Origin of the sequence: Zobellia uliginosa (assembly GCF_018860745.1) — a bacterium.
GTDB classification, from domain to species: Bacteria; Bacteroidota; Bacteroidia; order Flavobacteriales; family Flavobacteriaceae; genus Zobellia; species Zobellia uliginosa_B.
The window spans coordinates 469,644-489,648 of the sequence record NZ_JAHKPY010000012.1 but is presented as its reverse complement, the minus strand read 5'-3'; the positions used below and the strand labels follow the sequence as shown (position 1 = coordinate 489,648).

The window sequence follows — 20,005 nt, the reverse complement described above, 5'->3', positions numbered from 1 at the left end:
GTAGAATAGATTAATATGAGATTTCAAGATTTATTGGCTTATAAAAAGTCGTTTGCTTTAGCAATGCGAATTTTTGAGATATCGAAAGCATTTCCTAAAACTGAAACTTATGCTCTAACTGATCAAATTAGAAGATCTTCACGGAGTGTAAGTGCTAATGTAGCAGAAGCATATCGTAAGCGACTATATCCCAGACATTTTATTAGTAAGTTGACAGATAGTGATGCAGAAAATTCAGAAACACAAACGTGGTTAGAATTTGATCTGGCTTGTAAATATATTGATGAGAAAACTTTTAGTGAGTGCGCAGCACAAAGCGATGAGGTCGGAAAACTAATTCAATACATGATGCGAAAACCGGCCAAATTTGGAGCAAAATAGAACACTGAACACTGAACACTAAAAAATGAGCGGCATCTACATCCACATTCCTTTTTGCAAGCAAGCTTGTCATTATTGCGACTTTCATTTTTCGACATCTATGGGAAAGAAAGAAGCGATGGTTGCAGCTTTGCGGAAAGAATTAGTGATGCGAAAAGATGAGTTTAAGGAAGAAATGGTAGAGACCATTTACTTCGGCGGTGGAACGCCTAGTGTACTGGAAACCATAGAAATTCAGTCGATTATTGATGAGGTTTATAAGAATTATAAGGTTACTGATAATCCTGAAATTACCTTGGAAGCCAATCCGGATGATTTATCCACGGAAAAAATAAGAGCACTTTCTGAGAGTCCAATCAATCGGTTGAGCATTGGTATTCAATCTTTTTTTGAATCAGATTTAAAGTTGATGAACCGGGCACATAATGCGTTTGAAGCAGAAAATTGTATTCGAGAAGCCACCACTTATTTCGATAATATTTCTATCGATTTGATTTACGGTGTACCAGATATGACCAGTGAACGGTGGAGTGAAAACATCCAGAAAGCCCTTTCTTTTGGTATTCCTCATATTTCTAGTTACGCTCTTACCGTAGAGCCGCAAACGGCACTTGCCAGTTTCATAAAAAAAGGATTGATAAAAAATGTTGATGATGAGGTAGCTCAGGCGCATTTCCATATTTTATCAGAAACCTTGGAAGCCGCTGGTTTTGAAAGTTATGAGATATCTAATTTTGGGAAACCTGGTTATTTCTCACGAAACAATACCGCCTACTGGCAACAGAAAAAATATATAGGTATTGGTCCGTCTGCACATTCCTATGATGGTGTTCGCCGCGGTTGGAATATTAATAACAATCCCAAATATTTGAAAGCGATAGAACAAGGGGAACTTCCCATGGAAACGGAAGTCTTATCCGTTACGGATACCTACAACGAATATGTCATGACGGGGCTGCGTACCATTTGGGGCGTGTCGCTTTCGAAAATTAAATCTGATTTTGGTAATTTTTTTTATGATTATGCCTTAATGCAGGCCGAAAAACACCTTCAGGATCATTTTCTCTATATTGATGGTGATACCTTGTTAACGACTCAAAAAGGTCGTTTTTTAGCTGACGGACTCGCATCCGACCTTTTTATGGTAAATTTGGAGTAGATTCAGAAATGAACGTGTGTAGTAATTTCACGCCAGAAAAGACCATTGTAGTTTAAATCCCCAACAAAAGGTCTAAAACAGAATAAATTTATGATTGCCACTATTAAACATAGAACAAAAAATTACCCTATAGACCTTACAAAGCCTTTGGATATATCCATCGTTATAAAAAATGGTGTGGATAATGTAAACGCATGGTATGTAGATCCACCAACAATTCAACCTCACGAGGAAAAAGGTTTTGTGGGTAAGGTGTCCGAAGGGGCTTCCATTAATTTCAATGATATTTCTTTTAACCCACATGCGCACGGAACGCATACCGAATGTGTGGGCCATATAAGCGAAGAATTTCACTCCATCAATAAAAATCTAAAGCAGTATTTCTTTCTCGCGGAAGTAATTACCGTAGCCCCGGAAATGTTTGATAATGATTTAGTTGTTTCAAAAAAGCAGCTAAAGTACGCTTTGGGTAATAAAAAAAGGGAGGCCGTGGTCATACGAACCCTTCCCAATATGAGGCAGAAAAAATCACGCCAGTATGCACATACCAATCCTCCATATCTAACGCAAGAGGCTACGGAGTTTTTAGTGGAGAAAGGAGTAGAGCATTTGTTGGTAGATCTTCCTTCCATAGATAAGGAAAAAGACAATGGTGCCTTAGTATCACACAAGGTATTTTGGAATTTTGGAGGTAAAATTAGAAAACAAGCTACAATTACGGAATTTATCTACGTGGCCAATACGATTGAAGATGGTACCTATATATTAAATCTGCAAGTGGCGCCTTTTGATAATGACGCTAGCCCTAGTAGACCTGTACTTTACAGAGTCATTCAGAATAAACCCGTTCGGAAATGAGCAGCTTATTAAAGGTTGAAGAATTGGCTATGTTTCTCTTGGGAATATATCTTTACAGTCTTTTGCCTTTTGCCTGGTGGTGGTTTTTGGTGTTATTGTTAACTCCGGATATAGGCATGGTAGGGTATCTTCTGGGAAACAAAGCGGGTGCTTTATGCTATAATATTTTTCATCATAAGGGCATTGCTCTTGCCATCTATATAATTGGGGTGTATCTTTCGGAACCAATATTGCAGTTAGCAGGGATTATGTTATTTTCGCATGCTGCAATGGACCGTATTTTCGGTTATGGCCTCAAGTACGATAAAGGATTTAAATTTACCCATTTGGGGGAAATAGGAAAATAACAATGGATAATATTTTCGATACTTTTTTAGGTCTGGTACTGGGGGCTATTCTCATGTATTGGGTGTACTCTTTTATAAGGCAGAAGAAAAGTAAAGAGGTAACAAAGCATCAATCTACCGTTCTTGTAGATAAAATACAGAGTGTTTGTAAATTGGTTTCTGTTGAGGGTGATTTTGCAGAAATTTACCGTTATGAGAATATAAAAGAACGGTTCATGAGTTTGGTGAGCAGTAAGAAAAAGGCGTTACTGGTCATAAATGCCAAGGCTCATATTGGCTACGATCTTAAAAAGATAAAAATTAAGGCCGATGATGCTAATAAACGAATCATTCTGACCCACTTCCCAGAACCTGAAATTCTTTCCATTGAGCCTGATATTCAGTTTTATGATATTCAGAGTGGTATGTTTAACTTCTTTTCTTCGGAAGACTTAACCTTATTGAATAAAGAGGCCAAACAACATATTCGTGAAAAAATCCCACAAAGTGGATTGATGGAAACAGCTAAAAAAGAAGCCATACAAGCTGTTCTTCTAATTGAAAAAATAGTAGAGACCATTGGATGGAAATTAGACTATACCGCTTTGGAAATTACCCAAAAGCAGAAAGAAATGCTCGAAGATTAATTTAAATAACGTTTTAAATACCATATTTATGAGAACACTTACTATTTCAATATTATTTTTAACCCTTGCCGTTACCGCTAATGGCCAAACAAAGAATGACATGAGAGAATTTGATCCCAATTTTGCCCATACCGTATATTTCTGGTTTAAAGACCCGGAAAGCAAAGAAGCAAGAGCTACGTTTGAGAAGTCTTTACAGAAATTTTTGGATAACTCTAAATATGCTAAAACAAGTTTTATAGGAGCGCCCCCAAAAGCTAGTCGTGATGTTGTAGATGGTTCTTTTACCTATTCATTGATTGTAACTTTTGAATCTGCCGAGGCACAAAAAAACTACCAAGACGAAGCTCCGCACAAAGTGTTTATTGAAGAATCCAGTGCTTTGTGGGAGAAAGTAATCGTTTATGATTCAAAGGGTATACAGTAGGTTCATAATTGGGTTTTCTGAATATGTTAGGTACAAAGTGTAACCATTTGAGGGTTTTGATATCTAATAGCACCGAGCAAATCTAGGATTGTATATGATGAACGTTGAACTGTTTCGTGAGTATTGCACAGCTAAAAAAGGCGTGACCGAAGAATTTCCTTTTGATGAGAAAACTTTAGTGTTTAAAGTCATGGGTAAAATGTTCGCACTTTGCGCGTTGGAACGTCTTCCATCTCAAGTAAACCTTAAGTGTGATCCTGATAGGGCAATTTTGCTTCGGGATGAATACGACGGTTTAATTATACCAGGCTATCATATGAGCAAGGTGCATTGGAACACCCTCCTAATAGAAAATATTCCTCCCAAACTAATAATTGAGCTTATAGACCATTCGTACAATCTGGTCATTTCTAAATTTACCAAAAAATTAAAAGCGAAGTACAATGCACTTTCGTAAGTTTTTTTGGTGATATTTATCTAAAATCCTTGTTGGATACTATGCAGGAATTACAATCTTTTTACAACGGTGAAATTGAAAAATACACCAAAGAGCTTTCACAAATAAAGAAGCTTCTATTTGCTTCAAGCATGTTGCGCTTAGCCATATTCATAGTAGCCGGCTTTGCTATTTATCTAACTTTTGGTAATACCAAGTTGGTTTTAGGGGTGGTATTGGTAACTATTGTTCTTTTTTTGTTTTTAGTTACGCGTCACTCAGGGTTACAGTACAAAAGAGATAGGTTACTGGCTTTATTGGATATCAACAAGACGGAATTAAAAGTGTTAGATCGTGACTTTCATGATTTACCAGAAGGAAACGAGTTTAAGGACCCCTTGCACTATTTTAGTCAAGATATAGACCTTTTTGGTAGGGGCTCCTTTTTTCAGTATGCCAATCGTACTGCATTAAAACAAGGTGCGGAGACTTTTGCAGGTTTGTTCAAGGCGAATACTATAGATGGTATCAAAGAGAAACAAGAAGCCATACAAGAATTGGCGAAAATGCCCGAATGGCGGCAGAATTTCTCTGCAATAGCTTCATTGACCCAAGCAGAAGGTAAGACCGATGCTATTGTAAATTGGTTAGATAAATACGTGCCGTTCATACCAAAGATAATGCGCTATTTACCGTATATTTTTTCAGGAATCTCGGTGTTGTTATTTGCTTTATATTTTACTGATTTTGTTCCTGAATCCGTTTTGATTCTTTGGTTGGTAGTAGGTATGGGTATTACAGGAGTTTACACAAAAAAGATTGCCAAACTTGGTGGTGACGCTTCAAAAGTGCAGAGTACCTTTCAGCAGTACAACAAGCTACTTACATTGATTGAGGATACCGAATTTAAATCAGGCTACTTAAAGGAACTCCGCGGGAACGTACTGCGTGATCAAGAAAAAACATCATTGATCATTGCACGGTTTTCAAAACAGTTGAACAGCCTAGATAAGAACAACAATATTATCTACCTCTTTCTGGGGAACGGCTTTCTTCTGCGTACCTTAACGCATTGCTATGAGATTGAAAAATGGATTGCAAAGCATGGCGCTTTTGTAGAAAAATGGTTTGACGCCATCGCATATTTTGATGCGTACAATAGCCTAGGCAATTTTGCATTTAATCACCCTAATTATACTTTTCCCAATATCAATGAAAATGCCGTGGTTCTTAAATCTATAGGAGCAGGGCACCCATTGTTAAACCCAGAGAAGAGCGTTCTAAATGATTTTGAAATAGACCGCGAACAGTTCTTTATTGTAACGGGCGCAAATATGGCGGGTAAGAGTACATTCCTAAGAACCGTTTCATTACAAATCGTAATGGCCAACATGGGGCTGCCACTTTGTGCGAAGAAGGTGGAATATTCCCCTATTAAGTTAATAACAAGTATGAGAACAACAGATTCGTTAACTGATGATGAATCATACTTCTTTTCGGAATTAAAGCGATTAAAATTCATTGTTGATGAAATTCACGAGGATCGCTATTTTATTGTTTTGGATGAAATTCTAAAAGGAACCAATAGCACGGATAAGGCAGAAGGCAGCCGTAAGTTCGTAGAACGTTTGGTAGCTTCTAAATCCACCGGAATTATCGCTACACACGATTTAAGTCTTTGTGAAGTTGCTGATACATTGCCACAAGTAAAAAACCATTATTTTGATGCGGAAATCATAGATAACGAACTTCATTTTGATTACAAGTTCAAAGACGGAATTTGCCAAAACATGAATGCTTCTTTTCTACTAAAGAAAATGGAGATTGTAGAATAATTTTTTTTCTTAACCAGTAACCAACAATGGATTCTTTAACCCAAATCGTGCTAGGTGCCGCAGTAGGCGAAGCCGTCTTAGGAAAGAAAGTAGGTAATAAAGCTATGCTTTATGGCGCCATAGCCGGTACTATTCCTGATTTGGACGTTATCTCGCGTTTCCTTTTTGATACCGTTACTGCCACAGAAATGCACCGTGGGTTTAGTCACTCTATTTTCTTTTCCATACTTTTTGCTCCCATATTTGGCTGGATAATTTCAAAAATTGAAACAAAGAGCGAGGCAACCTTTAAAGATTGGTCTTGGTTAATGTTCTGGGGCCTTTTTACCCATCCGGTCCTTGATTCCTTCACTACCTGGGGAACCCAATTATTTTGGCCTCTAAAAACCCGATTGGCGTTACAGAATATTTTTGTCATAGACCCGCTCTACACGGTTCCTTTCCTGATATTCCTTATAATGGCCATGCGCCAGAAAAAAACATCGCCAAAACGAAAAAGATACAACAGATTAGGTCTTACTGTAAGTACTGCATACTTGGTAAGCACCCTGATTTTAAAATGGTTCTCTTTTCAAGAATTTACGGCTAGTATTGAAAAACATGGAATATCTTATGAAAATATAGACACTAGGCCTACTCCTTTCAATTCTGTCTTATGGACGGCAAATGTAGATACTGAAAATGCCTATTTAATAGGGAATTATTCTTTTTACGATACCAAAGAAATTGAGTTTATATCCTACCCGAAGAATCACGACCTTTTAGGAAATTTAAAAAAAGAGGATAAAGTGCAACGGCTTATAGCTATAACAGAAGGTTGGTATACCATAACTCAAACAAAAGGCAAATTATATTTTAATGACCTTAGGTTTGGACTGATAAGTATGGACCCAAAAGAAACTCAATTTGCTTTTAGTTATGAACTTATACCTACGGAAAATGGACTTGTAGTTCAAGAAATGCCAAAATATAGAGCTGATGCCAAGCGTCTGCTAAATGCATTATGGCTCAGGATATGGGGCAATTAGTTAAAGTGTGATTTAGGGCACGGAACTATTTTCAATTTGTCTATTTTTAGTTTTTAATCTATAAAACCAGCACAACTTGAAAAACCACCCGTTATTCCTTATTTCATTCGTTTTTTTCTTTCTTTCATGTACGGAACAAAAGAATGAGGCGAAGTTGGCCGAATACCAAAGATGGCATACCATCACTTTATCCTTTGAAGGTCCTGAAACTTCGGAAAAGGCAGAAGATAATCCGTTTTTGAATTATCGTTTAAATGTTGAGTTTACTAATGGGGATAAAACGTATGAAGTTCGTGGTTTTTATGCCGCAGACGGCAACGCTGCAGAAAGTAGTGCTGATGAAGGTAAGATTTGGCAAGTACGCTTTTCTCCAAGTGAAATGGGGGAGTGGAGCTATTCTGCCATTTTGCAGCATGGAGATTCCATCGCACTTTCTAACGATAAGTCACAGGGTAAAGAGATAAGTTTGACCAATGCTTTGGGCAAGTTTAATGTAGTGGCATCAGATAAGAAAAGTCCTGATTTCAGGGCCAAAGGGCGTTTGGTGAATAATAAAGGATATTTCCAATTTAAAGATTCTGGTGAGTATTGGATAAAAGGTGGTGCCGATAGTCCTGAAAATCTTTTGGGCTATGAAGATTTTGACGGCACTTATCGCATGCAAAGTTCAGAAAGCGAAGGTGAGGCAAAGACCAATGAAAAGTTGCATAGCTATGCACCGCATTTAAAGGATTGGCAAGAAGGAGACCCAGCATGGAAAGACGATAAGGGAAAAGCTCTAATCGGAGCATTAAATTATTTGGCCTCAAAGGGTATGAATGTGGTCTATTTTCTAACCTTGAATATCCTTGGAGATGGAAAGGATGTTTGGCCCTATACCGCACCGGGTGATTTTACCCGTTTTGATGTAAGCAAATTAGAGCAATGGGAAATTGTGTTTGATCATATGCAGGCAAAAGGCATATTGATGCATATGGTATTGCAGGAAACGGAGAACGAAACTATGTTGGATAAGGGTGATACAGGTCCTATGCGTCAATTATATCTCCGTGAGCTTATGGCACGTTTTGGACATCATTTGGCCATGAATTTTAATTTAGGAGAAGAGAATGGTTATGCAGAATTCACACCTGTTTCCCAGAATGATGAGCAGCGTAGAGCTATGATCACTTTTCTGAATAATATAGACCCTTATAACCACCCTGTGCTCTTGCATACACATAGTCATGAACCGGCACGAGCTAATATTTTAGACTCCATAGTTGGTTACAAAGATTTGGATGGAATTTCTCTTCAAGTAGATAAAAGAGAAGGAGCAGCGGGAGTGGTGAAAACTTGGAAAACGAAAAGTCGGGATACCGGACATGAATGGATGATTACTATGGATGAGATTGGCATGTGGCACACCGGGGCACGATCAGATTCTTTAGATGGCAACCATGATAGCTTAAGGCAATACGTACTTTGGGGAACGTTGCTCTCCGGTGCTGCCGGCGTTGAATGGTATTTTGGTGCTAATAACACCTATCATGATCTTAATGCGGAAGACTGGCGAAGTAGAGATCGCTTATGGGAAATTACCGAACACGCCTTAGATTTTTTTCAGGAAAATTTACCGTATTGGGATATGCAAGCTCAACATGATTTAGTAAGTTCTAATGAAGCATACTGTTACCGGAAAAAGGGTGAAGTCTATGCTATCTACGTACCAAAAGAAGGTATGTATACAATTGATCTAAGTGAAGCTGAGGGCGACTTTTTCGTAAGTTGGTATGACCCACTGGCCGGGGGTAGCCTGCAAAAAGGTTCCGTAGTTAAATTACAAGGTGGAGGCAAGGTAGATTTAGGTGCTCCTCCAGAGCTTAAAAAGCAAGATTGGGTTATACTGTTAAAACGATAGAAATATGAGTGTTTGAATTGATGCTCGGAAGCAAACATCTTTTTTTGAGGTGATGACATTTTTTTTTGGACGTTTCACAACAAAGAAAAAAATCTCAGTAGTAGAATTCTTACCTTTAATATATCTTGTTATAAATACAAGTTAGAGCGCTTTAATTGAGGTGGAATTTCTATGAATGATTTTGAGGGTTATAAAGCTGAAAGACCGAGTTTAAACTACGTGGAAAACCTAGTAGGTGCTCGCGATTCTGAATTTGAACAAAAGTTTGTAATACTTTTGAAATCTGAATTTGCTTGGGATTTAGGAAAATATCTGTATCATATTAAGCTGAATGAGCCAAGGGCAGCTGCAGAGATAGTCCACAAACTAAAATACAAAATAAGTATTTTAGGAATGGAAAAAACCTTTGCTTTTGCGGAAGAACATAAAGAAAGGTTGCACGCAGGAGACGCAGCTTTTGATGAGGATTTCAAAAAGGTCTTAAAAAAAATAAATGTCTTTTTGGATTTAATTGATTAGGTAAATTATAATTGCTTCATCTGTAAATCCCCAAAAGCATCTGCCTGTATTTTTAAAAGTTCCTCTGCTTTTTTCTTTTTATAAGCGTAAACCTCTTCTTCTCTCCTTATTTCATTATATATCTTTTCATTCAAAGCCGTATCTGCTAATAGAATTTGTTCGCGTTGCTGTATTTTTTGCCGTACCCAAGTATGGATCATACTTTCTTCTTCCTCTAATTTAAAGTCATACGTTCCTTTTGGGGATAAAAGTTTTGCAATAATGGGTGTGGTTTCTATAGCCAAGAACAATAGAAAAATAAAAAATGATGGCCACCAAGGCAGTTCGTTAAGTGCGTTTATGCGCGCCATGAGTCCATCAAAACCATCTATTACAGGTTGAGAGTTTTTAACCACATCCGCATATTCCGTATTCAAAGCCGTAATCTGACTTTCGATTCCAGAGATTTTCTGGGCATTGGTTTCTTTTAGCGTATTGAGTTCGGCAAGGGCGGCATCATGTTTTTGTCGTTTCTCTTCATAAACTGGGCCTTTACCTAATTTAAAGGTGCCAGAAGTGCCTTCGGCTTCGGTAATATAGGTGCTGTAGAGTGCATTTGTCTCCATTTCTTTAGTAGTGATTTCACTTTTTAAGGAGGTAATATCCGCATTGAGATTTTTAATTTTAGGCGTGTACTGTAAGGCCAGCTGTTCTTTATTGGCCAAGGTCATTTCGTTTTTTTGTTCTAACAGTACTTGGTTAATTTCCTTTTCAAAAATTTTCATTTCCAAGGGTTTGGAAATAACCACGGCTATTATGACTGCGAGAATGATACGTGGAGTAGCTTGTAAAAATTCTTGACCAAAATTGTTTCTCTTTTTAATGGTGGAGACAATAAAACGGTCTAGGTTAAAAATCAAAAGCCCCCAAATGAAACCAAAGAAAGTAGCCGTGTATATATTGTCAAAAACAGTATAAAGGGCGTAGCTACTGGCAATAAATGCCATGAGAGCCGTAAAGAATACGGTTGCGCCAATACCGGCGTATTTGTTCTGTTCCCCTTGTGAACAGGTTTTTAAAATGGAGCTGTCCGCCCCCGAGCAGAGAATAAAGAAGTTTTGTATCATGATTAATGATTTGTTTTTTGACCATCCATACGGCTGGCATGTTGATGATGATGTATACTGGGTGAACGTAACTATTTCACTTTTGGTAATGAAAAAGCCCTCGAAAAGAGGGCTTTAACATATGTTTGACGTTGTGGTTATCTTATTGTTACAGGTTCTTTGGTAATTCGTACTTCTGCTTTGCCATTTTTCTCTCTAGATTCTATATTTAACTCTTTGTTTTTCTTTAGTAGGTCAATGGCTTTATTAGACGAAACCTTTTTGCCTTCATAGAAGAATGTTGCTCCTTTTTTTGCCATATCAATGGCATAATCTAATGGGGATGCCGGAGTAGGAGGTGATGGTGGTGCGACCGGACTGCTAGGTTTAGAATAAAAGGTGTGGGTGTTTGAAGGAATTCCGTTTATAGCCTTTGCATCGAGGTTTAAATGATCATATGGGTCTTGATTTTCAATGATTTCTTTTAATTGTTTATTGGCATAATTAGTTGTGTTTAGTGTTTTTGGCGCATGGGGTGAGCGAGGAGGTGCAGGAAAATTTAATGATGATTCTATTTTCGTATTTGGTGTTTGTGGATGAGGAATATTGCTTTTTTCATCTTTTGATACGTTAGGAGCTTCGGGTATTGCTGGTGGCTCTGGAAAATCTGGGAACGGCTCTCCATTCTCTTTTTGTTTAGCAGACATTAATCCGTAGATACGATTTAACTGGTCTACATCAGATTTTACGATGTGAACGTTTGCGCCATTGTCCATCATGGTATTATATTTTTTCGCCAAATAATTATAAGATGTAATTTGCTTTTTCGTTGCGCCATCTTGGTTCTTCTTTGGCAAGCATTCAGGAAAAGGATGAGCCTCTTCTTTTTGAGCTTTGCTCATATTACGGTAGATAGTTTCCAATATGTACAAATCCTTTAATGGGATGACCCTTTTTTCAATAGGTATCGCATTGTATTTTTTGGCAAGGGCATTATATTTTTCAATTTCTGGATTTTTCTCCGAATCCGTCATAATTATTTTACTTGCAGCATTTTCATTTTGGATGATAGTTTTGGTTTCGCTAAAACCAAACAGTAAAATTGCGAGTAAGGGTAGAAGTAATGTACATCTTAATACAATCCCTTTTTTTGATGTTTGTTTTTTCATGATTTTAAAACGTTTTTTGATTGATGAATAATTAATGGCATTCGCAATGCCAGCCGACTGATAATGATTAAAACTATCGTTTGATAAGTACGATAATAACGTGTTTTGATATTGAATAGGGTCTTTACTATTTATAATTACAGCACTATCTGCCAGAAATTCATGATTAAGTTTAATTGACTTTTTGAAGAGATAGGTAAGGGGGTTGAACCAGAATATAACCTGTAGAAATTCGATTAATAACACATCTATACTGTGTTTTTGTTTCGCATGGGTTTCCTCATGAAGTAGTACCTCATTAGGAATTATTTTAGCCTCATACTTTTGCCTGTTCAAGAATATATAACTGAAAAAAGTGTGTGGAGGTAACTGCTCTTTTAGAAGTACTTTTACACTGAAATTTGTTTTTAGTTTTGGGTTTTTACGAATTCGTAATCCAATTTGAAAGAGGTGACGAAAAAATCGAAATCCGAAACCTAGGACTCCTATACCATAAACTGACCATAATGCTAATTCCCAATTGAATTTTGAATCGGTTGCAATGGGTTGTGTAATCTGAGCATCCTCTATGAATTCTATATTTTGTGTTTCTATAGATACATTTATGGGTGTTGCGGCAACAACTTCGGTAAAAACAATACTCGGTATTATGAAAGAAATGAACAATGCACCTAAAAGATAAAACCTTTTGAAAGTGTGCATACTTTCCTTTTCTAACAATAATTTGTAGAAGGTTAGAAATATGGCCATACAGGCAGCAGATTTTATAAGGAATAAGATCATGACTATTTCTTTAAGATTTCACTATCTATTAATTTTTTTAAATCTTCCAATTCAGCTTTACTTAAATTGGTTTCTTGAGTGAAAAATGATGCGAACTGACTGGCACTATCATTGAAAAAGTTTTTAATGAGTCCGTTAACGTGTTTAGAGAAGTAATCTTTCTTTTTTACCAGCGGATAGTATTCTCTACTTCTACCAAAGCTTTTATAGTCAATAAACTTCTTGTCGGCCATTCTTTTTAATAATGTGGCAACAGTGGTCGTAGCGGGTTTTGGCTCTGGGTAAGCATCGAGTAAATCTTTCATGAACGCCTTTTTTTGCTTCCATAGAATATTCATTAATTCTTCTTCCGATTTGGATAACTGCATTTTCTACAAGTTTAGAGTATGTTCTACAAACATAGAATATATATTTTGATTCTACAAATGTAGAGTAATTTTTGTTTTTTTGCCTTAGGGATAGTAATGAAAAGCCCGCATTTGCTTTTTAGCAAAGCGTACTTGTAATGTATAGCCCGCCCCCAATTCTTTGGGGAAAGGTCCAATTGACCCACTTAAAAGATGTAAATTTGTATTATAAAAATAATGAATAATGAGTGTATTAGCTGATTTGGAAGCACGTAGTGGCTCCACTTGCGAATTATGTACGGGAACGAATAATTTAGAAGTTTTTGAAGTAGAGCCGGTATCTATAAGTGGAGTAGATTCAAGTATTTTAGCATGTGAAACTTGTCGTACTCAAATTGAGGATTCAGAACAAATGGATGCCAATCATTGGCGATGTCTTAATGATAGCATGTGGAGCGAGTATGACTCTGTGAAAGTTGTAGCTTGGAGAATGTTATCTAGATTAAAGTCTGAAGGTTGGCCTAAGGATCTTTTAGAAATGATGTATTTAGAGCCAGAAGTTTTGGACTGGGCAAAAGCAACAGGAGAAGGTTTAGCAGAGGCTGATAAAATTATTCACAGAGATGTAAACGGCGTAATTCTAGAAAATGGAGATAGTGTTGTTTTAGTAAAAGACCTGAAAATTAAAGGTTCTAGTCAAGTTGCCAAGCAAGGTACGGCTGTACGAAGAATTTCTTTAGACCGCGAGAATGCAGAATATATAGAAGGTAAAGTAGGACCAACTATGACGGTTATAATTACCAAGTACGTTAAAAAAATATAAATAAAAAGGGGAATCAGTTTTAGTTGATTCCCCTTTTTATTTTACTTGCTCATTTCTGTAAAGTGATGATAGAAATAAGGTATGGTCTCAATACCTTTTAAGTAGTTCCAAACTCCAAAATGTTCATTTGGTGAGTGAATAGCATCGCTATCTAAGCCAAAGCCCATTAGAATAGTTTTACTATTCAATTCTTTTTCGAATAACGCTACAATAGGAATACTGCCACCACTACGTTGTGGAATGGGTTTTTTACCAAATGTAATTTCGTATGCTTTAGACGCTGCTTTGTAACCAATGGTGTCAATAGGTGTAACATACCCTTGTCCACCATGATGGGGCGTCACTTTTACGGTAACCCCTTTAGGCGCTATGCTTTCAAAATGAGTTTTGAATAACTGTGTGATATCTTGCCAATCTTGGTTAGGAACCAAACGCATAGATATTTTTGCATAGGCTTTGCTGGCTATTACCGTTTTTGCGCCTTCTCCTGTGTATCCGCCCCAAATTCCGTTTACATCTAGGGTAGGACGTATGCTGTTACGTTCATTTGTACTATAACCTTTTTCACCGTCTACCGATGTAATGTTAAGCGCTTTTTGATATGCATCTAGACTAAAGGGCGCCTTTGCCATCTCTGCCCGTTCTTCTTGGGAGAGGTCTTCTACTTTGTCATAAAACCCAGGAATGGTAATATGATTGTTTTCATCATGAAGCGAAGCGATCATTTTGGTTAAAGCGTTTATAGGGTTCGCTACGGCACCACCATAAAGTCCAGAGTGTAAATCCCTATTTGGGCCAGTAACCTCTACCTCTACATAGCTAAGGCCTCTTAAACCGGTAGTTATTGATGGAACATCGTTCGCAATCATACCAGTATCGGAAATTAAGATGATATCATTAGCTAGTTTTTTGTGGTTATTGGCCACGAAAACGGCTAGGTTGTTACTACCAACTTCTTCTTCGCCTTCAATCATGAATTTTACGTTGCAGGGCAATTGATTGGTTTTCACCATAAATTCCAACGCTTTTACGTGCATATACATCTGACCTTTATCGTCACAAGCACCACGGGCAAAAATGGCACCTTCAGGATGTGTATCGGTTTTTTTGATAACAGGCTCGAACGGAGGCGAGTTCCAAAGATTGATTGGATCTGCCGGTTGAACGTCATAATGACCATATACCAGAACCGTGGGTAGGGCAGGGTCAATAATTTTTTCGCCGTAGACAATTGGGTAGCCATCGGTCTCACAAATTTCGACCGTGTCACAACCTGCATTTTCTAGCGCAGTCCTTACTGCTTCTGAGGTATCGATTACGTCTTGAGAGAAGGCAGAATCAGCACTTACAGAAGGAATACGCAATAATTGTATGAGTTCATCTAAGAACCTTTCTTTGTTTTTTGAAATGTAATCTTGTACGTTTTGCATGTAGCAAATTTAGGGTGTATTTTAAAAATACAAAAAAGAACGTTTTTAAATGATAGAAAATTTAGAGAATTGAAAATTTGCATTATATTTGCATCCCAATTTAGAATTGGAAATGCAGGCGTGGTGGAATTGGTAGACACGCTAGACTTAGGATCTAGTGCCGCAAGGTGTGAGAGTTCGAGTCTCTCCGCCTGTACAATCAAAAGCTTCTCTTAATCGAGAAGCTTTTTTAGTTTTATGAAGTTTTGAATAAAATATGAAATAAGGAGAGGTGAGAAGCCTGTCCCGAGCGCAGCCTCGGGGAGTCTCTCCGCATGTAAAACGAGAAGCCTTTCAGGAAACTGAGAGGCTTTTTTTATGGGTGTAATTTTCCCGCTTAATTCGGTTTACCCTTAGTACTACCACGGTGGTTAAACCTATAGCCATCAATTCAATAGTCACAGAAAGTTACCCACTCAAAATTTATAAAGCTGAAAGACGCCGCAATAGAAAAGACTATACAAAAGGGGTGTTATAGGATTTACGATTTCACATTAATATATTTTCCGACAAAAACAGCAATCACTATGGCCAAATAAAACTGACCAATAATATTTAGAACAAGAGTAAGAGATTGAGCTGGAGCGGTTAACGGAGTAATATCTCCATAACCTACTGTGGTAATGCTGATAAAGCTGAAATAGTAAAAACTATAGCTATAAAAGTGAGCTACGCGTCTGAATGAATTTGGGTCGGCAATATCAATTGCTTCAAAAAGAATTCCTCCAATAAGCCCTAAAAAAAGAAACCCTAAAATGGGCATCAGAATAAATTGAAGGTTAACCTGTTTAATTTTCCGAAGTTGGCCAAGTAATAAGATGCATAAGTTGGTAAAAAGTGCAAACGAAATGACCAGTCTAAAAATTGTGAGAGGTTTGGACCCTTCATGGGCAAACTCCATCCAAATTGCGGTTAATGTAAGCAAGCCCAGAACATAGGTAAATGCCTTTGTCAATTTTGTTGAAGCAATAAGTGAACTCCCTAAAATCACCAAAGTAAAATTTGTTACGATTACGTAACCTGGATTAAATCCGCTTACTGCAATGTGAATAGGTGTTAATAAAAAATTGAACACGCTAACCAGCGCAATTACATATTTGTAATCTGTCAAAGTCGCTATAATTCTTCCTCTCATTAGATTAGGCTTGTATCCGTAATTATTTCTAAAATAGTAGGGTCACTTTGTTTAAATAATTCTTTCGTTTCAACATGCAAATCACTTCAAAGTTTCAATAGCATTTCCCAAGCACCTCAAGGACTTTGGTTCTCTTTGTGAGATTATTTTTTGTTTAAAGAATTAAGTTATATTTTTTTAAGGATGATAAGTGATGTGAAAATCAGTAACGATATATAACACATAGGTATTCCTGAATCAGTTTTAGGGCATTCTGCATTACCTATAAATTGCATTACCGATGCCACTAAAGCAATTAGTGCTGCAATACCGGTAAATAAGAAATAAATGAGATTCCATTTTTTAAGCAAATGCGAAATAAAGGGAAGTATAAAACATATTAAGATGATTAAACAAGCGGGTACAGCCCCAAATTTGGGGCAGCCATCACCTGTTATAAATTCTGTAATAACTAGACTACCCGCACCAAAAAGACCGATGAGGAATAGTATATTTATAACCCAGAATAAAGTAGTACTAGCTTTCATTTTTAGGGGTTATATGACAAGTGGGGCACTCTAGACCGCTAACCTTACTTTTTAGCTGTATACCTGTTAAATGGGTAACCACAAAATTTTGAATAAAGGCATGTTTACTACTGTGATTATTAACTTCAATCTGTAAATCCTTATATTTTTTACGAACTACGTTTCCATATTCTTGGTCACCCCAACAATTAGGACAAACACCTTCAGGAACTTTATCGAACTCGTCTGGTCTTTTATTGAACATTCTTTTTAGAGATTCTATCATTTTTTTGTTTTCAAGGTTGTTACTACAGTATCATTTGCCATTTGTAGATTACGTTCTTTGATAACATCTACAACCGAATTAATTTTAGGCGAAATAATCTCGTCTTTATTACCATTTGAATAGGCTACCGTTATTTTATGGATATGCTGAGTTTTGCCTAATCCAAAGTGAAGTAATGCAGTTTGATCACTCGCTAATCCTTCACCGGTTACCAGCCAATCTGTATAAGTTTCATCTGGTGTAACAACGGTAACTTTAGCTCCCATAGCTTCTGCAGCATCTGCTAAATCTAATTGTACAAAATTGTTAGCATTTCCTTTATTGATAAAAGCATTTGAAGGGCCGTCTATATTGGTCCAAATAAGGTCTAAATGTCCATCAGCATTAAAATCACTTACAAGTGCGGTTATACCATACAAAGGATTTTCAACACCACTTTCTGTTTCTGTTGGTACAAAAGTGTGGTCTTCTTTTTGAATCAATAATCGCCCAGGTAGTTTAAATATTTTACTGAAAGGAAAATCGACATAATTTTCTGCAACTATCAAATCTTGTAGCCCGTCATTATTCATGTCGGCAAAAGTGCATCCCCATGAAAACTCATAATCAGCAATTTTAGCCTCTTCTGCGGCATCGGTAAATTTAAAATTGCCCTCATTCTTAAACAGAATCCATTTATCATTAAAAAGGGATTTATCCTTAATGTCACCGCTTGCCATAAAATTTGGGGCAGTCGTACCAACATTAGAGAACATAAAATCTACCAAGCCGTCATTATTATAATCACCAACTGCAAGTCCCATTGGGTAAGCGAATTTACCAGTTAACGGATTCGATTTCATAGTAAAAGTCAAATCACCGTTATTTTTATATGTTCTAGCTTCGCCAGTATCATGAACTACAACAAGATCTAACCAAGAGTCATTGTCAATATCTACTAAAACCCCTTGAAAGGTGTTATGTATGTAGTCTAAGCCAGCAGCTTTCGTAATACTCTTAAAAGTATTATCACCGTTGTTTAATAATAACTCACTTGTAGAGCCATAATCATAGCGTTCAAAAATGTTTTGCCCCTCCATCAGTTCTTTGTGCAGGTAGGTAGCTAAGAAAATATCTAAATCTCCGTCCTTATCAATATCACCAAGAGTAATTCCTGCAGGAGATGATTTTTTATTTACAGGTGTATTAATGATTGTTTCTGTAAACGTTTTACCATCATTATAGTAAATATGAAGACCATCTTCGCGAGCAATAATAAGGTCAGTAAAGCCATTATTGTCCATATCTCCAGAAACAACTCCTAATGAAGTTGTGGTGTTGCCTTTTTTTGGTAAACCAACTTCTTCTGAAACTAGTACGAATTCATTATTTCGATATGCGTAAATGGCATCTTCTTGGCTCATTCCTCCACCAAAAAATACTTCATCGATGTTGTCATTATCAATATCAATAAGTGCTGAAGGTGCTAATGGAAGTGATTTTTCACCAGTGTATTTATGAACAAAGTCTAGGGGTACATTTGAAAATTCAGGTATTTTATCTGATTCAATACTAACATCGTATTTATCAGAAACAGAATCTCTCCAGAATCTGAAAAAGACTAAGATCATCATCATCAATAGGAGTGTACCTATTATTTTAAGTAGCTTTTTAATCATTATGTAAAGGTTTTATAAGAATATGTAGTTGGTATAGCGATAAGCTAAAAAGTATAAAATGAGTAATGTTCATAAGAATTGGTAAGGTATGTTGACCAATAGACGGGATTGCTAAACCAACAAGTGCCACAGCAATTAAGATAACAATTGGACTGAAAATTGCCATCCATTTTTTATAGTACGTACCGCCTTTAAGTATTGCAACAATGAAAACAATAGATAGCAATGCAACTATAACCCTAAGTGCTTGCACTAATACTTCCATATGATTTGTATAATGCGCTAGCAGATCTTTATAAACTTCTGGGTTCATGGAATCTTTAAGATGTACAATGTTACCTATAGAAGAGCGAGATCCAATCCATATGCCTCCAACGGCAAAGGCAATAAAGCCAATGGCGAGTACCAATCTGGCTAATATTTCATTACCTGATCTTAACATTAGATATATATGAATGTACCCAGCAAAATAAAAAGGTAGACCAATGACCGCTAAAAAGTGACCCAAAGTCATATGCTCTAGGTCTACAAAGGCAAAGAATTCATAATTCTCTGAATGACCTAAAATATTAGTAGAGTAGTGAAGTAAATATTCTCCCATACCTACTAGAATTGATCCTATTAATCCTAGATATCCTAGAAATTGAATGGTTTTGTTTGTACTCATTTGGTTGATTTAGAATCTTTGACGAAAAATTTTAACATTTCTTTCAATAAAAAGTAAAAAAATATTGAAGCGGGTAAAATAGTTAAGCCCCAACCTACAAAACCACAGAGCAGTTCATATGAAAGAGAACTTAGCGTATTCCAAAAACTAAGGTCATAACTTGCTTTTATAGCCTCAAAAGTTAATAGGGTATGTGCCGTTCCAAAAAGTGTTTCGCCGATATTGATAAAAGGAATAAAAAGAAGTGCCTTAATAGGCTCCACAACATAGCTCAATGCAATCATTATGGGTAGATTTAATTTGTACCTGACAGCAAGTGCAGTAAGAACTATTGTTGAAATACCAAAAATAGGAAACAGAGAAACGACAAAAATTGCCTCCCAATTTAATTTGGAGATGCAGGCGTGGTGGAATTGGTAGATACGCTAGACTTAGGATTTAGTTGCGCAAGGTGTGAGAGTTCGAGTCTCTGCGCCTACAAAATAAAGAAGCCTTTCAATTTACTGAAAGGCTTCTTTATTTGGATGAAATGTTATTTAGCTTTGTCTATAATATCCAGGC

Annotated in this window: 22 protein-coding genes and 2 tRNA genes; 14 read left to right on the top strand and 10 right to left on the bottom strand. The window is 36.8% G+C overall.

Annotation, left to right across the window (positions count from 1 at the left end; translation table 11 throughout):
* Nucleotides 1-15: 15 nt before the first annotated feature.
* The 11 genes from KO521_RS13545 to KO521_RS13495 all read left to right on the top strand — a co-directional run bounded on the left by KO521_RS13545 (nt 16) and on the right by KO521_RS13495 (nt 9,516).
* Nucleotides 16-381 carry a four helix bundle protein gene (locus KO521_RS13545; RefSeq protein ID WP_215940425.1) on the top strand — a complete coding sequence of 122 codons (366 nt, stop codon included), beginning with the start codon at nt 16-18 and terminating at the stop codon, nt 379-381.
* 25 nt (nt 382-406) lie between these two features.
* Entirely contained in the window at nt 407-1,540 is a 1,134-nt protein-coding gene (gene hemW, locus KO521_RS13540; RefSeq protein WP_215940424.1) for a radical SAM family heme chaperone HemW, read from the top strand.
* Between the two features lie 90 nt (nt 1,541-1,630).
* On the top strand, nt 1,631-2,398 hold the full coding sequence (locus KO521_RS13535; protein ID WP_215940423.1) for a cyclase family protein: 768 nt from the start codon (nt 1,631-1,633) through the stop codon (nt 2,396-2,398).
* On the top strand, nt 2,395-2,745 hold the full coding sequence (locus tag KO521_RS13530) for a DUF4260 domain-containing protein (protein ID WP_215940422.1): 351 nt from the start codon (nt 2,395-2,397) through the stop codon (nt 2,743-2,745). The genes KO521_RS13535 and KO521_RS13530 overlap by 4 nt, the downstream gene beginning before the upstream one ends.
* A gap of 2 nt (nt 2,746-2,747) precedes the next feature.
* The gene (locus tag KO521_RS13525; protein WP_215940421.1) at nt 2,748-3,371 is read left to right on the top strand and encodes a DUF4230 domain-containing protein; all 624 of its coding nucleotides are present in this window, start codon (nt 2,748-2,750) and stop codon (nt 3,369-3,371) included.
* A 28-nt stretch (nt 3,372-3,399) separates the two neighbouring features.
* Nucleotides 3,400-3,798, top strand: coding sequence for a Dabb family protein (locus KO521_RS13520; protein WP_215940420.1), 399 nt, complete (start codon nt 3,400-3,402; stop codon nt 3,796-3,798).
* 97 nt (nt 3,799-3,895) lie between these two features.
* Nucleotides 3,896-4,255, top strand: coding sequence for an MmcQ/YjbR family DNA-binding protein (locus KO521_RS13515; RefSeq protein ID WP_215940712.1), 360 nt, complete (start codon nt 3,896-3,898; stop codon nt 4,253-4,255).
* Between the two features lie 41 nt (nt 4,256-4,296).
* A complete protein-coding gene (locus KO521_RS13510; protein WP_215940419.1) occupies nt 4,297-6,069 on the top strand; it encodes a MutS-related protein in 1,773 nt (590 codons plus the stop codon).
* Nucleotides 6,070-6,095: 26 nt separating this feature from the next.
* Entirely contained in the window at nt 6,096-7,097 is a 1,002-nt protein-coding gene (locus tag KO521_RS13505) for a metal-dependent hydrolase (protein WP_215940418.1), read from the top strand.
* A gap of 76 nt (nt 7,098-7,173) precedes the next feature.
* Nucleotides 7,174-8,997, top strand: a complete 1,824-nt coding sequence (locus KO521_RS13500; protein ID WP_215940417.1) for a DUF5060 domain-containing protein — start codon at nt 7,174-7,176, stop codon at nt 8,995-8,997.
* 171 nt (nt 8,998-9,168) lie between these two features.
* Nucleotides 9,169-9,516, top strand: a complete 348-nt coding sequence (locus KO521_RS13495) for an Hpt domain-containing protein (RefSeq protein ID WP_215940416.1) — start codon at nt 9,169-9,171, stop codon at nt 9,514-9,516.
* A gap of 5 nt (nt 9,517-9,521) precedes the next feature.
* On the opposite strand, the gene KO521_RS13490 is transcribed toward KO521_RS13495, so the two are convergent.
* The 3 genes from KO521_RS13490 to KO521_RS13480 all read right to left on the bottom strand — a co-directional run bounded on the left by KO521_RS13490 (nt 9,522) and on the right by KO521_RS13480 (nt 12,921).
* Nucleotides 9,522-10,622 carry a DUF4407 domain-containing protein gene (locus KO521_RS13490; protein ID WP_215940415.1) on the bottom strand — a complete coding sequence of 367 codons (1,101 nt, stop codon included), beginning with the start codon at nt 10,620-10,622 and terminating at the stop codon, nt 9,522-9,524.
* Nucleotides 10,623-10,759: 137 nt separating this feature from the next.
* Nucleotides 10,760-12,553 carry a M56 family metallopeptidase gene (locus KO521_RS13485; RefSeq protein WP_215940414.1) on the bottom strand — a complete coding sequence of 598 codons (1,794 nt, stop codon included), beginning with the start codon at nt 12,551-12,553 and terminating at the stop codon, nt 10,760-10,762.
* 2 nt (nt 12,554-12,555) lie between these two features.
* Nucleotides 12,556-12,921 carry a BlaI/MecI/CopY family transcriptional regulator gene (locus tag KO521_RS13480; protein ID WP_194532672.1) on the bottom strand — a complete coding sequence of 122 codons (366 nt, stop codon included), beginning with the start codon at nt 12,919-12,921 and terminating at the stop codon, nt 12,556-12,558.
* Nucleotides 12,922-13,144: 223 nt separating this feature from the next.
* Between KO521_RS13480 and KO521_RS13475 the strand changes: the two genes are divergently transcribed.
* On the top strand, nt 13,145-13,723 hold the full coding sequence (locus KO521_RS13475) for a PhnA domain-containing protein (protein ID WP_194532671.1): 579 nt from the start codon (nt 13,145-13,147) through the stop codon (nt 13,721-13,723).
* 41 nt (nt 13,724-13,764) lie between these two features.
* Here the strand turns inward: KO521_RS13475 and KO521_RS13470 are convergent, their stop codons facing one another.
* The gene (locus KO521_RS13470) at nt 13,765-15,153 is read right to left on the bottom strand and encodes a dipeptidase (RefSeq protein ID WP_215940413.1); all 1,389 of its coding nucleotides are present in this window, start codon (nt 15,151-15,153) and stop codon (nt 13,765-13,767) included.
* Nucleotides 15,154-15,267: 114 nt separating this feature from the next.
* Here KO521_RS13470 and KO521_RS13465 point away from each other — a divergent pair.
* Nucleotides 15,268-15,349: transfer RNA gene (locus KO521_RS13465), tRNA-Leu, on the top strand.
* 324 nt (nt 15,350-15,673) lie between these two features.
* Here the strand turns inward: KO521_RS13465 and KO521_RS13460 are convergent.
* The 6 genes from KO521_RS13460 to KO521_RS13435 form a co-directional block, all read right to left on the bottom strand.
* Entirely contained in the window at nt 15,674-16,327 is a 654-nt protein-coding gene (locus tag KO521_RS13460; protein ID WP_194532669.1) for an ion channel, read from the bottom strand.
* 167 nt (nt 16,328-16,494) lie between these two features.
* Nucleotides 16,495-16,854, bottom strand: coding sequence for a hypothetical protein (locus tag KO521_RS13455; protein WP_215940412.1), 360 nt, complete (start codon nt 16,852-16,854; stop codon nt 16,495-16,497).
* Nucleotides 16,844-17,119 carry a hypothetical protein gene (locus KO521_RS13450; RefSeq protein ID WP_215940411.1) on the bottom strand — a complete coding sequence of 92 codons (276 nt, stop codon included), beginning with the start codon at nt 17,117-17,119 and terminating at the stop codon, nt 16,844-16,846. Before KO521_RS13450 ends, KO521_RS13455 begins: the two co-directional genes overlap by 11 nt.
* Nucleotides 17,116-18,777 carry a CRTAC1 family protein gene (locus KO521_RS13445; protein ID WP_215940410.1) on the bottom strand — a complete coding sequence of 554 codons (1,662 nt, stop codon included), beginning with the start codon at nt 18,775-18,777 and terminating at the stop codon, nt 17,116-17,118. Before KO521_RS13445 ends, KO521_RS13450 begins: the two co-directional genes overlap by 4 nt.
* Nucleotides 18,770-19,444 carry a DUF6796 family protein gene (locus tag KO521_RS13440; protein WP_215940409.1) on the bottom strand — a complete coding sequence of 225 codons (675 nt, stop codon included), beginning with the start codon at nt 19,442-19,444 and terminating at the stop codon, nt 18,770-18,772. The genes KO521_RS13445 and KO521_RS13440 overlap by 8 nt, the downstream gene beginning before the upstream one ends.
* Nucleotides 19,441-19,803, bottom strand: a complete 363-nt coding sequence (locus KO521_RS13435; protein ID WP_252730080.1) for a DUF2062 domain-containing protein — start codon at nt 19,801-19,803, stop codon at nt 19,441-19,443. The genes KO521_RS13440 and KO521_RS13435 overlap by 4 nt, the downstream gene beginning before the upstream one ends.
* Nucleotides 19,804-19,842: 39 nt before the next feature.
* Here KO521_RS13435 and KO521_RS13430 point away from each other — a divergent pair.
* Nucleotides 19,843-19,924 (top strand) — tRNA-Leu (locus KO521_RS13430).
* Nucleotides 19,925-20,005: the final 81 nt, after the last annotated feature.